General features: G+C 38.7%; 12 protein-coding genes. 9 read left to right on the top strand and 3 right to left on the bottom strand.

Translation table 11 applies throughout. The features are described 5' to 3' along the window. Positions 1 to 389: 389 nt before the first annotated feature. Together OGI71_RS19000 and OGI71_RS18995 are read right to left on the bottom strand one after the other, a co-directional pair. Positions 390 to 2,201, bottom strand: coding sequence for a hypothetical protein (locus OGI71_RS19000; RefSeq protein ID WP_282251072.1), 1,812 nt, complete (start codon positions 2,199 to 2,201; stop codon positions 390 to 392). A gap of 35 nt (positions 2,202 to 2,236) precedes the next feature. After that, positions 2,237 to 2,410, bottom strand: a complete 174-nt coding sequence (locus OGI71_RS18995) for a hypothetical protein (protein ID WP_282251068.1) — start codon at positions 2,408 to 2,410, stop codon at positions 2,237 to 2,239. A gap of 1,179 nt (positions 2,411 to 3,589) precedes the next feature. Here OGI71_RS18995 and OGI71_RS18990 point away from each other — a divergent pair. Together OGI71_RS18990 and OGI71_RS18985 are read left to right on the top strand one after the other, a co-directional pair. Next, positions 3,590 to 3,763: a hypothetical protein gene (locus tag OGI71_RS18990; RefSeq protein WP_282251066.1), complete on the top strand. Its 174-nt coding sequence runs from the start codon at positions 3,590 to 3,592 to the stop codon at positions 3,761 to 3,763. A gap of 45 nt (positions 3,764 to 3,808) precedes the next feature. After that, positions 3,809 to 5,380 (top strand): hypothetical protein, encoded by a 1,572-nt coding sequence (locus OGI71_RS18985; protein WP_282251064.1) that lies wholly within the window; start codon positions 3,809 to 3,811, stop codon positions 5,378 to 5,380. 167 nt (positions 5,381 to 5,547) lie between these two features. On the opposite strand, the gene OGI71_RS18980 is transcribed toward OGI71_RS18985, so the two are convergent. Further along, entirely contained in the window at positions 5,548 to 6,345 is a 798-nt protein-coding gene (locus OGI71_RS18980) for a CpsB/CapC family capsule biosynthesis tyrosine phosphatase (protein ID WP_282251063.1), read from the bottom strand. A 388-nt stretch (positions 6,346 to 6,733) separates the two neighbouring features. Between OGI71_RS18980 and OGI71_RS18975 the strand changes: the two genes are divergently transcribed. From OGI71_RS18975 to OGI71_RS18945, 7 genes are all read left to right on the top strand, one after another. Continuing rightward, entirely contained in the window at positions 6,734 to 8,710 is a 1,977-nt protein-coding gene (locus OGI71_RS18975) for a nucleoside-diphosphate sugar epimerase/dehydratase (protein WP_282251061.1), read from the top strand. A gap of 193 nt (positions 8,711 to 8,903) precedes the next feature. Next, complete coding sequence (gene rfbB / locus OGI71_RS18970; RefSeq protein WP_282251060.1) at positions 8,904 to 9,959, top strand: dTDP-glucose 4,6-dehydratase; 1,056 nt, start codon at positions 8,904 to 8,906, stop codon at positions 9,957 to 9,959. A 2-nt stretch (positions 9,960 to 9,961) separates the two neighbouring features. Further along, positions 9,962 to 10,516, top strand: a complete 555-nt coding sequence (rfbC, locus tag OGI71_RS18965; RefSeq protein WP_282251059.1) for a dTDP-4-dehydrorhamnose 3,5-epimerase — start codon at positions 9,962 to 9,964, stop codon at positions 10,514 to 10,516. Between the two features lie 83 nt (positions 10,517 to 10,599). Beyond that, a complete protein-coding gene (rfbD, locus tag OGI71_RS18960; protein ID WP_282251057.1) occupies positions 10,600 to 11,457 on the top strand; it encodes a dTDP-4-dehydrorhamnose reductase in 858 nt (285 codons plus the stop codon). An 81-nt stretch (positions 11,458 to 11,538) separates the two neighbouring features. Continuing rightward, positions 11,539 to 12,399: a glucose-1-phosphate thymidylyltransferase RfbA gene (gene rfbA, locus OGI71_RS18955; protein WP_282251055.1), complete on the top strand. Its 861-nt coding sequence runs from the start codon at positions 11,539 to 11,541 to the stop codon at positions 12,397 to 12,399. A 257-nt stretch (positions 12,400 to 12,656) separates the two neighbouring features. Beyond that, on the top strand, positions 12,657 to 13,469 hold the full coding sequence (locus tag OGI71_RS18950) for a glycosyltransferase (protein ID WP_282251053.1): 813 nt from the start codon (positions 12,657 to 12,659) through the stop codon (positions 13,467 to 13,469). Positions 13,470 to 13,905: 436 nt separating this feature from the next. Beyond that, positions 13,906 to 14,514 (top strand): response regulator transcription factor, encoded by a 609-nt coding sequence (locus tag OGI71_RS18945; RefSeq protein WP_282251050.1) that lies wholly within the window; start codon positions 13,906 to 13,908, stop codon positions 14,512 to 14,514. Positions 14,515 to 14,517 lie beyond the last annotated feature (3 nt).

Genomic DNA, 14,517 nt, shown 5'->3' with positions numbered 1-14,517 from the left:
TTTAAGAGAATGTCGAGTATGCTAGGTTGGATTTAAGTTAATTTTTTGTAGAGCGCGATAAGTGATTTGAAGTGTATTTAAAGTGTTGATTATTAGTTTGTTGAAAATAAATGGGACGAACGCCTTCGTCCCATTCTATCCATTAATATTATCAAGTCGAACGCAAAAAAAATGACTTGACGGCCCAAATGTAGAAAATATAAATGGGAATTTTATAGTCAAATTTTACGAAACTTCGCAAAGAAATTTTTAAATGTAGCGGGAAAGTGACAATTCGGCAACTATAATCAAATGTCGGGCGGGAAAAAAAACAGGGACTTTCAAACGAAAGTCCCTGTCGATAATAGTTGCCACTGGGATAAACCAGGAGTAATAATTTAATTTTAATCTTAGTTCGGAAGAACCGGATTAGGGTTGTATCCTGCTGCATTTGGATTCCAAGCGCCATTGCGCACACAACGTACGTTCATCAAGGATGATTTAATGACATTCACACTATTTAAAAGAGTGATACCCAAGACATTTGTAGATCTAAATCCTTTGTATCCAGCATTTACGCCGAGTATGCCTGCATATCTATTTCCTAAATAATGTGTGACACCCAAACCTGCAATAGGTTCAAGAGGAGATAGTAAAGACCTATCATTAGTCCAAAAAGCTGTATATTTACCACCAGTTGAACCTAAATCTAGTGTAATAAGATCTTCCACAAGAGACACGTCTCTCATAAAGCCATTAAAGTTAAAACGCAATTTGTTTGTTGCTGAAGTCGCTGTGCCATAAGCGGCATTAACGCCTGTAGCAGTGAATTCTGAGTAACCAGCGCCAACAGGAGATGTTGCACCCGCAACATTCGCAGCCAGTGCGTTTTGAGCATCTACTAATAAGTCTACTGTACTACCTAATATATTTAAATCAAGATCACCTAATAAGCCTGTTAATCCATTGGAATTAATAGGATCTAAATCGGCTTTAGCGGGGGTTTTCCATAGGCCTGCAGGGTATACCAATGCACAAGGGTCTTTAGGGGATGCATATGTACCTAAGACACCTGGTTTGGCGGCGCCATAAGAGAAGAAACTCTTCGCGTCTGTCGTTGGCTGGTTGAAATGGTAGAAACGGTATGGGTTATAACCTGCTTGGTAATACAGGTTTGATCTTGACCATTGAACACCGCCAAAGGTTAATGGCGATTCAGTAATACCCAATAAGAAACGGTGGTTTTTACCACGTTCTGGTGTGATCTCTTGACCTTTTGATAACGTTGCGCCAAATGAACGTTCCGTACCATTTTCAAGTTTGATCTTAAGCGCACTAACAGACACATTAAGATTTTGTAGTGTTTGATCAGCGGTGTAGTAATAAGCTATTTTTTGTTGACCGTCTGAACCTGGAGCTGTAACGAAATCAGCATAGGTAAGTGCTGCAGTTACATCCGTAAGTGCACCGACAAATGTGCCTGTGGCTACGTCAAGTGTTCCTGTTTTTGCGTTGTTCCCTGTCACAGCCACGGTTGCCGAATTAATCGGTGCAAACATACCCATGGTGTTCAGTTCGATACCGATACGGGCGAATACACGGCTGAAATTAATGTTGATTGGAACCGCCGCGCCGCTTACAGTAAATTCATTTGTTGCACGAAGTACATCTGTATTTCCTGGTAATGCTAAGTTCTGCATTTCAGGAACTTGTACTGTAGTCGAGTTGTAAGAAAGAGCAACCCATTTATATGTTGCGCCATCTGTTACGTTAACAGCTGTTTCTGTGCCAGAAGATAATTCTACTGACTTCTCAAAATTATAAGATGTGCCGTTTTTCTTGTATAAGAATAAACGATACTTGGTACCGCTAGCCACTGGCGAAGCTGCGCGGGTTCCACTTGCTGCTTTAATGCCCGATTGACCCGCCGTAGCGATTTCTGTCACCGGAAGTTGATTGTCTACACCAATAAGTGCATCAAAACCATTGCCCTGAACGAGCTGTAGGTTGTGTTGCGCGGATGATGTACGGTTGCTACCTTTAGTTTTAACCTCTTCACCATCGCTAATTCCCGCGATGCGAACAATAATTTGATTTTTGCCGTCCGGTACTTCTTGACCGTTCTGGTTGTCTTTGCTACAGCTGGTTACAGCTAATGTACCTAATGCTAAAAAGGCTGCGAGAGCAAATTTACTTGCGAAGTTTTTGTTGAATGTTTTCATAATTTTAATAAAAATGTTAGTGTAGGGATACTTGCTTAAAAACCACCAGTGTCCCAACCCGATCCACCACTACCTTCTGCATCGTCAATTGTAGCTCCGCCTGCTCCTGGTTGTGCAGGTTGTGAACCTGCAGCAATGCCTTGCTCAAGTTCGATAACGTGCTCCTTAATGGACGGAGCAACGTACATTTTTTTTGCGTTCTTATTCATGATAATATTATTTGGATAATCCATGCTATTGCTAGCGTGGGGTTTAAAATTTAATAAACAATTTAATTCTTCTTTGTTAAAAAATTAAAAATTAGCGTTTCGATAAGCTGCTTGTCTCTGCGTACAGACAAGTGTTATTGTTATCACTGCGTCAATTTTGTTATAATATTCCTACTTAATGCTGCTATAAATTTATATATGTCTACTACTTTTTCTAGTTTGGCTAAAACACTGTGTGTTTTTGAATTGTAATATTACGACTAAATATCAACTTGTGCAAAAAAAATATTGTAAATTATTTTCTCTAATAAAATTCATTTGATATTTAGCGATCTTTCTTTTTTCACTGCCTTATTGTTTTCTTTTTTTATGTAACTGCTTTTTAATGTAAAATAGAGGCATTTTTAACCATTTTATTCACCTAGTATATGACGTAATACTTTGCTTGAACAAAGTTGTTTGCCTTTTGTTTTGAACTTGAATAATTTTTTTTCGGTAAATTTTTGTTTTATAATTAATGTGTTTAAACAGTTACTTTCTTAATAGCCCATATTTATAAGTGTATGTCAGTGGTTGCTTTATTTTTGAATTATAGTACATGTTTTTAATATCGATAATCAATTTCCTAATAATATTCACTTGTTTTTGAAGTAAAATATTTGTTGCTATATCTCCTTTAAACTTTATTGAGAAACAGCAATAGCTCTTTGCATTTATTGTTTTGGAAAAATATATATCGATTTAGGTTTTTTTGTTTTTCAGTGTTGTTTGGTGTTTTCGATTTCATAATAATTAAAGTGTTTAAGCAATCAATGGATTACGTAAGCTCCGATTTCGGTTTCCTAAGTAGAACTCATTCTTTTCGTCGTCTCTAAAAAATAATGTCAGACTCTTTTTAATGGCAAGGTTGTCCCAAACCTGGCCTGAATTCTCATGGAAATGTCATGTAAAAGGTTCGTTTTAAGTTTGTTTGTAGGGCTTTAGCTACAGGAAAACAAACATCAGTCGAATTCCTTTGGCTCCTTTCAAATATTATCTACTTTCGTGCAACTTCTGACTTAGAAGTGTCATATTATTCTGTGTTAAAAGTCTTGTTATTAATTAGATACCGTCTTTTTCATAGCGTGTGCTAGTCACACGAACAGAAGTTGCTTTAGAAATTTTAAAAACATATAAAAAATGAAAACGAATACAAAAAACCTGGCTAACCTAGATGGCCGTCTTCCTTATGAAGCTCCTTGCATGAATGTACAAAATATCGCACTGGAATATAGCATTGCTGCTGGTTCTGTAAACAGTTCGGTAACCGAATCTTGGCAGACTGAAACGCAGACGCAAGAAATCGATTGGTAGTATATAAGGTGGTTTAATTAATTAGTGATATAAGCAATCAATTTCATGAATAAGTTTACAATAAAATTTGGTTTTGCCTCTCTTTTCGCATGCGCATTATTTATCTCTTCATGTAGTAAGGAAAATAATAGTGCTGTGGTACCTGAAGGCACAACCGTACGTTTAAATATAGGTCAAGCTTTTGCTAAAACCGGACCAGTCAAAGCTGCTTCAGCGGGCCGTACTTATGCTTCCGCAACACAAACAGTAGAAATTCCCTTTAATAATCAATATACCTTGGTTGCTAGCCTAACTGCCGAGGAAGTAGCGGCTCCAAGTCTGAAAGCTTCAAACCGTGCGGCAACTGTTTCCACAGGTAGTGAACAACAGGCTTTGAAACAGGGAACGGTTTACTATGTAGCAATTTTTGATGCGGCTGGTAACTACAAGGAGACTAAATCTTTTACACAGGGAAACGGTACACAAGATTTTGCCATTGAAACAGGTAAATATACATTCGTAATCTATGCGTCTGGTTCAAATAAAACCTTACCATCAATTGCAATTGGTACAAAGCTGAGCGCAGTAAATTTTGAAGGTCTGACTGCTGATCAGGATTTTATGTTAGATCAGGTGCCGTTTGAAGTAAAGGATGGTCAGAATATATTGAATGCTGATCTTGAGCATCTATTTACACAAGTAACATTGAAATTCGACGCTTCGGCTATTGGAGCTGTTAGCAGCATTGTAGGAGCAACAATCGAGCCTTCTAATGCAGCTGTAGATGTGAACCTGAATAATAGTGCCCTTACATTTAAAGGGGCTGTCAATCCGGTTACTTTCAAATTGAAAAATACAACTGGTACAGTGATCGATTCTGATTCTACTTTCATAACGACAGCAGCTACTGCAAATGGTATTGTGTGGTTAAAAGGTTTGTCTATTGGTGGCAGTGTAGCGAAGGATATAAATAAAGGCGGTTGGGATCTAAAACCAGGTGTGAAATATGTGTTAGAATTTAAACTGAAAAAGCCTACACAGGTAAATATTGGTGGTGAAGTGTGGGCCTTGGGAAATTTGGTCTATAATAATGGTGTATATGGTTTTGCTGCTACCAACGATGCTTATGGTAATTATTGGTTTCCGGGGTATGAAAAACCTAAAGTTTTTGGTGTAAATGATCCCGCAACACATAACAATCAAAAGCCTTCAGTTCAATTAAATGGTGGAAATGCCGATCCATGTTCATTGGTCTTACCATTGAATACATGGAAACTTCCAACAAAAGCTGAATTCGATAATTTGATCAAAAGGACAAATCAGAATGGGGCTGATAACCCTAAAAATCCAGATCCTTATGGTGTCGGAAGATATCAGGGGACTTGGGATGGCACAAAAGCTACCAATATGGGTATCTTCTTTGGTACTCAAGTTAATCCTGGCGCAAGCCGAGATAAATTTCTTTACTTGCCGTTCGGAGGAGCTTATCATACAAATAACACTGGTGATTCTATAGGAGGGCAAGGGTATTATCTTTTGGAAGATAAGAAGCAGTTTCATTTTACGGATATCTGGGGTGCTTCAACTTCAGGTGCTGGGGCCAATACTGCTTATCAAATCCGTTGTGTAAAAAGATAGTTCCTTTGAGGAGTAAGATATAATTTATTTGGATAATAAGTTTAATGGAAACGCATTCCCCAAATCGGGGAATGCGTTTTTTTATGCGATTTTCTTTATTTCGTATTATTTTTTGTTTGCTATTTCATTTGGCCTGTCTTGAATAGAAAATAGGACAGTCCGATTATTTAACCAGCTATTCCCTGGGATTTACTACTGTCCAGATGATCCAACAGGGTCTGATTTAAAATAGGGGAGGTTTTTAGCATATCGCGGACGGGATATTTTTCAGCTATATTCTTGAGGGCTTCAAGATGTCGCTCATGGTGTAGGTCCGTGCCAACAAAATCATACATGCCTGATTTGAGTAATGTCATGGCGATTGCTTTACTATCCACACCATAATAGCGGCTGAGTGATAATAAGTTCAACTGCAATAGACAACCTGCATCCTTGATCTGTTTGTAAATATTGAAATTTCCATGATAATAGTTGTATCGCTCAGGATGTGCAAGGATAGGTTTGTAGCCAAGTTTCTGGATGTCTAAAATAATGTGAAAAAGTGCTTTGGACTCGGATAGGTAAGACATCTCGATCAGGACATAACCACCGGGCATCACACAGAGTTCATCCTGTTGAATAAGTGAGGTCAGACCATCATCGATCATGTGTTCAGCCGCAGCAAAAATATCGGCTCCGTTGCCATTCTCTTTCAATCCTTGAACAAGAGCAGTCTGCGCTCCCTCGATAGTTGACTTGGTGTTTGGATGTACACCCGCCATAATATGGGGAGTACAGATAAACTTCTTTAAACCCAAACGCTGTAATTCTTGAATATATGCAATAGAATTTTTTACAGATGTACTGCCGTCATCTATTCCGGGTAACAGGTGGTTGTGCATGTCCACTTCCAGAAATTCCAGCTGAGCCAGGGGTCTTATGGATGAAGGCTTTTTATTTTTAAACAAATTGGTTAAAAAATTCATAATATATAATTCAGCTATATGGTTTTGTCTGTCTTACAGAAGGTTTTACAAACAATATGCCAATTTTGGTGTTCATTAAAAAGGATAAATATGAAGAAGGGAGAGTTTTATTGAACAACAGTAAATGTTGGCTGCCTTTTGTTCGTGATTTTTAACTTTTATCGTTGTTTGTAATATTTTCGGTATAATAGTTGCTTAGTCCACGATGATATGGAGATGGGTATATGGCGCCTGTCATTATCGATATTTTAGTAAAAAGACCAAATGATTGTCAAATTTTAAGTATCTTGGTCATCCTTTACAAAATTGAAATAAGCCATATGCGTTGTGCTAACTCCATAAATGGAATACGACGGAAAAATAAATAAACTAAAACGTGAAGAAAGCTATGATGGGATCTCTATGGGATTTAAGAAAACGGTTACGGAAGGATAATCCTCGATGGGTCATTTTGCTGATCGATATGTGGTTTGTATTCGCAAGTTATGTGTTTTCAAATTATGTAGTAAATAATTTCAAAGGTGTCTTTGATGTAGCTCTTATGTTGAAGAAGCTTATACTGGTTTTGCCTGTGTATTTTGTGCTATTTTTGTGCTATAACACTTATAGAGGTATCGTACGTCAAACAGGCATCCGGGACACCATTAAAATCTTTAAGACTGTTGCATCTGCCTATGTTATATTGATGCTGTTAACTCTGGTCGTTAAAGCTGTTGTGGAAAAGGAGACAATAGCGGGAGATTACCTTCGTCTTTCCTATGGTGTCTTAACCATGCAGGCCTGTATCCTTCTTGTAATTATGGTCGGCGCACGCGTGGTATACCGAACGATTTTTGAGTATTTATTCTTACCCGCACGAAAAGGTGAAAATGTATTGATTTTTGGAGCTTCGCGTCCGGGACTAGTGTCTTTCTCCTTGCTGAAGGAAGATCCGCGAATCAAGTATCAAGTTGTCGCCTTTGTAGAAGATAAAGTCTCACGTATCGGCAAACGTCTTGCAGGTTTGAAAATCAAAGATATTACTGAAATTACCAAGGAATATATCAGCAAACATGAAATCACACAGGTGATCATTGCGGTGGAAAACAATGACCCTGAGCGGTTGGAATATGTATCAGACTGGTTTCAGAATATCGGGCTTGAACTCAAAATTATGCCACCCGCCCGGATCCTGCTCAATTCTGGCGCTAAACGGGAGATCAGACCGCTGAAGATAGAGGATTTGCTTGGACGTAAGCCTATTAAACTGGATCATCCAGAAATCGAGGAGGAGATGAAGGGCAAGGTGATTCTGGTCACTGGTGCCGCAGGTTCCATTGGCTCAGAGTTGGCACGTCAAATTGCAAGGCGTTATTATAAAAAATTAATTCTATTGGATCAAGCGGAATCCGCCTTGTACGATATCCAGCAGTCGATAAAAGCAACACAGCCCGAGCATTTGCATTGTGTCGTCGGTGATGTGCGCAATTATGCTTTCATGCAAAATATATTTGCGCAGTATAAACCGGATCTGGTATTTCATGCTGCAGCGTACAAACATGTGCCATTGATGGAAGCAAATCCTTATGAATCCATCCAGACAAATGTACTTGGAAGTAAAAATGTCGCCGATCTTTGTATGGCCTTTGGCGCTAAGAAAATGGTCATGGTTTCGACAGATAAGGCGGTCAACCCGACGAATGTGATGGGAGCAACCAAACGGATGGCGGAAATCTATGTGAGTAGCTGTAGCGGAAGGTCGGAAACGAGCTTTATCATTACACGATTTGGTAACGTACTGGGCTCAAATGGCTCGGTTATCCCGCTGTTTGAGAAACAAATGGCAAATGGCGGTCCATTGACCCTGACCCATCCTGAAATTACACGTTTTTTTATGACCATTCCTGAGGCCTGCCAGTTGGTACAGGAAGCCGGTGTGATGGGGAAAGGGGGTGAGATATTTGTCTTTGATATGGGCAAATCGGTTAAAATAATGGATCTTGCCAAACGGATGATCAAGCTGAAAGGTTACCGATATCCAGAAGATATAGATATCAAAATTGTTGGTTTGCGTCCCGGAGAGAAGATCTTTGAAGAACTTTTGGCCAATAATGAAAATACCGTGAAAACGCATCATCCGAAAATTATGATTGCAAAAGTAAAACACGATGAATTGATACTGAAAGCGGAACGGATCAATGCTGTTTGTCAGCAAATTATTGATGGAGATAGACAGTTGCCGGATTTTGTGACTTTGGTTGCCGCAATGAAACAAATAGTCCCTGAATTTAAATCTCAGAATTCTGTGTACGAAGCATTGGATAACAACGAAGCTCATGAATTCATGGACGAGGTCCCGGTATATTCGCTTATAAAAAAGATTTAAAAGTAACACAAAAGAATATAGTCCTATCTATATACAAATGTCCCAGTAATGGGACTTTTGCATTTATTATGCTTTCTCAATCGATTAAAACTTGTCAATTCGCAAAAATCAACCTAATTTTAGCGAACTATTTAACTAGAGTAATAATTTTGACAGATTAGCTCGTGCGGTATTCCGTCGATAAGCAACGTATATGAATAAAAAAATTTTAATCACCGGAGGTGCAGGATTTATTGGATCCCATGTCGTCCGTGAGTTTGTTACAAAGTATCCAGACTATCAAATTATTAATCTGGATGCACTAACCTATGCAGGCAATCTGGAAAATCTGAAAGATGTAGAGGATCATCCGAATTACACTTTTGTCAAAGCAGATATTACGGATCAAGCAGCAATAAATGCTGTTTTTGAACAATATCAGCCGGATGGTGTGATTCACTTGGCCGCAGAATCCCATGTTGATCGCTCCATTGCAGATCCGACGGCATTCGTGATGACCAATGTGATCGGGACAGTCAATCTGTTGAACGCTGCTCGAGCAATATGGAAGGATAATTTTGAAGGCAAGCGTTTTCATCATGTCTCAACTGATGAGGTCTTTGGTGCTTTAGGCGAAACAGGCTTTTTTACAGAAGACACCAAATATGATCCACATTCACCTTACTCTGCTTCGAAAGCAAGTTCGGATCATTTTGTACGAGCCTATCACGATACCTATGGTTTACCGATTGTCTTAACGAATTGTTCCAATAATTATGGCCCCAATCATTTTCCTGAAAAATTAATTCCACTGTGTATTCATAATATCTTAAATAACAAACCGCTGCCAGTATATGGCGATGGAAAGTATACGCGGGACTGGCTCTTTGTAATTGACCATGCCAAAGCGATAGACTTGGTTTTTCATCAAGGTAAAAATGGCGATTCGTACAATGTCGGTGGTTTTAATGAATGGCAGAATATAGATCTGATCAAAGAACTATGCCGACAAATGGATGCTAAGTTAGGCCGTGAAGAGGGGACAGCTGCTTCTCTGATAACTTTTGTGAAAGATCGACCTGGTCATGATCTGCGCTACGCGATTGATGCAAATAAAATAAATACGGAATTGGGTTGGAGTCCATCGGTGACATTTGAACAAGGCTTATCACTGACAATAGATTGGTTTTTGTCCAATCAGGAATGGCTGGATCATGTGACTTCGGGTGACTATCAACATTATTATAATAACCAATATCACGGCGCTTAAACATGAAATATACTGAAACTAAATTATCGGGTTGCTTTATCTTGGAGCCTGCTGTTTTCGAAGATGAGCGAGGTTATTTCTTTGAATCGTATAATGAAAATAGATTGGCCGAAATATTGGGACATAATCCCCATTTTGTACAGGATAACCAATCGAAATCTCAATTTGGTGTGGTCAGGGGATTGCACATGCAAGCAGATGAGCATGCACAGGCAAAACTGGTCCGTGTACTAGAGGGCAAAGTATTGGATGTAGCTGTTGATGTTCGGCCCAATTCTCCCACTTATGGGCAGCATGTTGCCGTGGAACTCTCAGCTGAAAATAAAAAGCAACTATTTGTACCGCGGGGATTTTTACACGGATTTTCCGTGTTGTCTGAACAGGCGGTATTCTCCTACAAATGTGACAATAACTATAACAAAGACGCTGAGGATGGTGTTCATCCATTAGATCCGCAATTGGCTATTGATTGGCGGATTCCAGTCAATCAGATGATTTTGTCGCAAAAGGACAAAGAGGCACAAAATTTTACAGCATTATACAATAAATTTAAATAACAAAATAGAGCGTCTATGTATTTTCAAGCTTCTGTTTGGGAGAAATAGGCGGTTTAGAATGTTTATACCATAAAAAAGATTTGATGAGAATTGTCATTACAGGCGCTTCTGGACAGCTAGGTTCCGAATTAAATGAACTATTGGCAAATGATAGCGAAAAAGAGTGCTACTTTTTGGATCGTAAACAGCTGCCGCTGGATCAGGTTCTCCTGATTCAGGATATTTTGGCGATGTATCAGCCAGATTTAATTATTCATGCGGGCGCTTATACCGCGGTCGATAAGGCTGAGGAAGAACCTGAGCTGGCAAATTTGGTCAATCATCTAGCATGTGATGAGATTGCGCAATACTGTCATCTACATGAGGTAAAGTTGATTGCTATTTCAACGGATTATGTGTTTGATGGTAATTCTGCTGTTCCGCTAACCGAAGACGCACCAACAGCACCGATCAATGTGTATGGCCAGACCAAGCTTGCTGGCGAGAACGCTATTCAAAAATGGTGCTCCGAAGCGATTATTATCCGGACCTCTTGGGTATATTCTTCCTATGGAAAGAATTTTGTGAAGACAATGTGCCGACTAATGGCTGAACGGGATGAGGTGAATGTAATTAATGATCAAATTGGTAGCCCAACCTATGCAAAAGATTTGGCTATAGCGATTTTGAAAATCGCTGATGCAGCAAATTGGGGAGGGGGAATCTATAATTACAGTAATGAAGGCGAAATTTCCTGGTATGATTTTGCTGTAGCAATACGTGATTTTAATTCGTTTGATTGTCAGGTAAATCCAATTCCGACGAGTGCCTATCCGACGCCAGCGCAACGACCAAAGTACGCACTGCTTGATAAATCGAAGATTAAAGCGGTCTATGATGTGGTCGTGCCCGAATGGAAGGAGAGCTTAGCGAAAATGCTTGCCGAGGAAATTAAAAAATAATAAAGAGATTATTACGCTGACGGCTTATACAACCAGAGTCTAAATAGTAAGATCTCAATACGCATTACTCAATACTATAAAATGAAAGGAATTATATTAGCCGGTGGATCTGGAACCCGTTTGCACCCATTGACACTTGCAGTAAGTAAGCAATTAATGCCAGTATATGATAAGCCAATGATATACTATCCATTGTCTACATTAATGTTGTCCGGCATTCGCGAAATATTGATTATCTCAACTCCACAGGATTTACCAAACTTTCAAAAACTATTGGGCGATGGTTCTCAACTAGGCTGTAGGTTTGAATATAAGGAGCAGCCAAGCCCTGATGGCTTGGCGCAAGCATTTTTGTTGGGCGAGGAATTTATAGGCGATGATAAGGTCGCGCTAATTCTGGGTGATAATATTTTCTATGGCTCGGGCTTGTCAAAGCTATTGCAGTCTTGTGCCGATCCTGATGGTGGCGTTGTATTTGCGTATCCTGTACACGACCCTGAACGTTATGGCGTGGTGGAGTTTGATGAAGCGAAAAATGTAGTTTCTATTGAAGAGAAACCGGCACAGCCGAAATCGAACTATGCTGTCCCAGGAATTTACTTTTACGATAACGATGTTGTTGCGATCGCAAAAAGTATCAAGCCTTCAGCACGTGGGGAATTGGAGATTACAGATATCAATAAAGAATATTTAAAGCGTGCAAAATTAAAGGTGGGTATATTTGACCGAGGTACAGCCTGGCTAGATACTGGTACCATCCAGTCACTGATGCAAGCCGCTCTATTTGTGCAGGTGATTGAAGAGCGTCAGGGAATGAAAATAGGTGCTATTGAGGAAGTCGCTTTTCGAATGGGCTACATTAATGATCAGCAATTGTTAGACATTGCTAAGCCATTGCGTAAATCTGGTTATGGGGAGTACTTATGTCGTATAATTAAGTAATTTTAGTATTTTTGTAAAGATTAAGGTTTCGCTTTAAATTTTTAACACCTTGAGAAGGATACAAAAAAAACTATCCTCAAAATGATATATTATAAACAGCTATTATATTCGTTCGGACTAAAAGAAATGTGCTGTTAAAGAGATCATAAATGATTTTTTCAAAGAGAACACAGACTGACGAACCAAAGATAGGAGAGTTATTAGAAAGATGACAGACAACTTAAATGAGTCGCTTTCTTAAAGGTAAATGAATAACAATGACTACAGCTTCAATAGTATTATATAAACAGACATATTCCGAAATTGAGGATTTATTGAAAGGGTTGGACGGGCCCGAAATTGATGTCCTATTTATAATAGATAATTCTCCATTAAACTCAATTGAAAAAGAAATTCGAGATCATCATGCTCGTTTTAAATATATTCATCAACCAGACAATCCTGGTTTTGGAGCCGCCCATAACATTGGTATGAGGAAAGCAATGGCCATGGGGAGTAAATATCATTTTGTTGTTAATCCCGATGTCCTTTTACTGGATAATACCATAAACTTGATGGTAGACTTTATGGAAAATAATCTCGATGTGGGGATGGCCATGCCACAAATTTTGAATCCAGATGGAACAATTCAGTTCTTACCCAAATTGCTGCCTAACCCGCTGTCATTTTTAAAAAGGATATTGTATCGAAAGTTTCATATTTTTCTATCTTCGGTAGAAAAATATGAGCTAAGAAATGTGTCGCCTCAGCTCGTCTATGATACGCCTGTTCTTTCGGGATGTTTTACATTATTACGAATATCAACTTTAGGTGAAGTGGGATTATATGACGACCGCTTTTTTATGTACCTTGAAGACTGGGACTTATCCCGAAGAATGAATATGAAGTATAGAACAGTTTATTTTTCGAAGACATCCGTCATACATGGATATGCCGCCGGTTCAAGTAAAAATTTTAACTTATTCAAAGTTCATATCCGGTCTATTCGTGCATATTTCGGGAAATGGGGCTGGTTTTTTGATAAAGAAAGAGTTGTGGCCAATCGGAGGACACTACAGCAATTTAAATAGCTACCGGGGTCTGCTATATAGTTCTAATTTTATAGGATGGTTTAAAAGCCTGCAAAACTCAAATTATTTTTGAGTTTTGCAGGCTTTTTTATTGATTCTTTCTAAAAAAACTGTCTTGCATATAAACCATCTTATTATACACAATATCCACTATGAAAATCTTCTATTCTCGTTATTGGCGGGTTATTTTCTATTCAATTCAGATGTTGAAAGCCTATATAAGTACTGATTTGTTGTGAAAAAATTTCTATTATATTTATGATTTTTTTCTTTTATAAAACAATTCTTTTCTAGTAGTTGTTTTTTAAGAAAGTAGTAACTATATTAAGCTTGATTCAGATTTTGCACATAAGATTCGAATTGCTGCTAGATATGCTCGACAAGATAAATATTGGGGCATGTATGACTGATTATAAAACGGAATAATAACAAGCACATGATTACTGTAGGCATTATTGATAGAGACGAAGGCGCAAGACTAGAAACCCAGCGTATACTTTATGAAGAAAATGAAGTGGGAGCACATACAATTGAAGTTCTTTTTGATATAGGCAACGGACGTGTGGATAGAGCCATGCTTGCTCCTGATATATTGATTGTTGATATTGAAAATCAGGAACCTTTAATTGTTGAACACGCAAAAAATGCCTTTCCAAAGACCGAAATTATTATATTAACTGAGGTGGCTGATGTAAGGACTGTGCGTAACTGCTTCCGATACGGTGCCGTTAGCTATCTATTAAAGAAAACTTGCTTGGAATCATTGATGTCTGCAATCAACATTACCATGAATGATGGATCATTTGTAAGTCCCAGCATAAATAGGGCCCTGATCGAACAAAGTTTTAAATCAAAGAAATATGAGGACCTGCTCACAGCACGGGAGCTCCAGATTGCCAATGGGATTATCGAGGGATTGAGCTATAAGATGATTGCTCAAAAGTATACCATTTCATTGGATACAGTACGCATTTACATCAAACGCGTCTATCGGAAGCTCCAGATCAATAGCAAAGGCGAACTGATCGCCCAACTGACAGCCTAAGAT

The sequence above is a fragment of the Sphingobacterium sp. ML3W genome, assembly GCF_029542085.1.
Lineage (GTDB): Bacteria > Bacteroidota > Bacteroidia > Sphingobacteriales > Sphingobacteriaceae > Sphingobacterium.
Note: the sequence above shows the minus strand (reverse complement) of the source record. Positions and strands in the feature narration are given on the sequence as shown.

What these genes read in the sequence shown, in the direction of transcription:
- OGI71_RS18980 (WP_282251063.1), bottom strand. Translation starts at nt 6,345, where the DNA reads ATGAATTTTTTAACCAATTTGTTTAAAAATAAAAAGCCTTCATCCATA.
- OGI71_RS18990 (WP_282251066.1), top strand. Translation starts at nt 3,590, where the DNA reads ATGAAAACGAATACAAAAAACCTGGCTAACCTAGATGGCCGTCTTCCT.
- OGI71_RS18995 (WP_282251068.1), bottom strand. Translation starts at nt 2,410, where the DNA reads ATGAATAAGAACGCAAAAAAAATGTACGTTGCTCCGTCCATTAAGGAG.
- OGI71_RS18945 (WP_282251050.1), top strand. Translation starts at nt 13,906, where the DNA reads ATGATTACTGTAGGCATTATTGATAGAGACGAAGGCGCAAGACTAGAA.
- OGI71_RS18950 (WP_282251053.1), top strand. Translation starts at nt 12,657, where the DNA reads ATGACTACAGCTTCAATAGTATTATATAAACAGACATATTCCGAAATT.
- OGI71_RS19000 (WP_282251072.1), bottom strand. Translation starts at nt 2,201, where the DNA reads ATGAAAACATTCAACAAAAACTTCGCAAGTAAATTTGCTCTCGCAGCC.
- OGI71_RS18985 (WP_282251064.1), top strand. Translation starts at nt 3,809, where the DNA reads ATGAATAAGTTTACAATAAAATTTGGTTTTGCCTCTCTTTTCGCATGC.
- rfbB (WP_282251060.1), top strand. Translation starts at nt 8,904, where the DNA reads ATGAATAAAAAAATTTTAATCACCGGAGGTGCAGGATTTATTGGATCC.
- rfbD (WP_282251057.1), top strand. Translation starts at nt 10,600, where the DNA reads ATGAGAATTGTCATTACAGGCGCTTCTGGACAGCTAGGTTCCGAATTA.
- OGI71_RS18975 (WP_282251061.1), top strand. Translation starts at nt 6,734, where the DNA reads ATGATGGGATCTCTATGGGATTTAAGAAAACGGTTACGGAAGGATAAT.
- rfbC (WP_282251059.1), top strand. Translation starts at nt 9,962, where the DNA reads ATGAAATATACTGAAACTAAATTATCGGGTTGCTTTATCTTGGAGCCT.
- rfbA (WP_282251055.1), top strand. Translation starts at nt 11,539, where the DNA reads ATGAAAGGAATTATATTAGCCGGTGGATCTGGAACCCGTTTGCACCCA.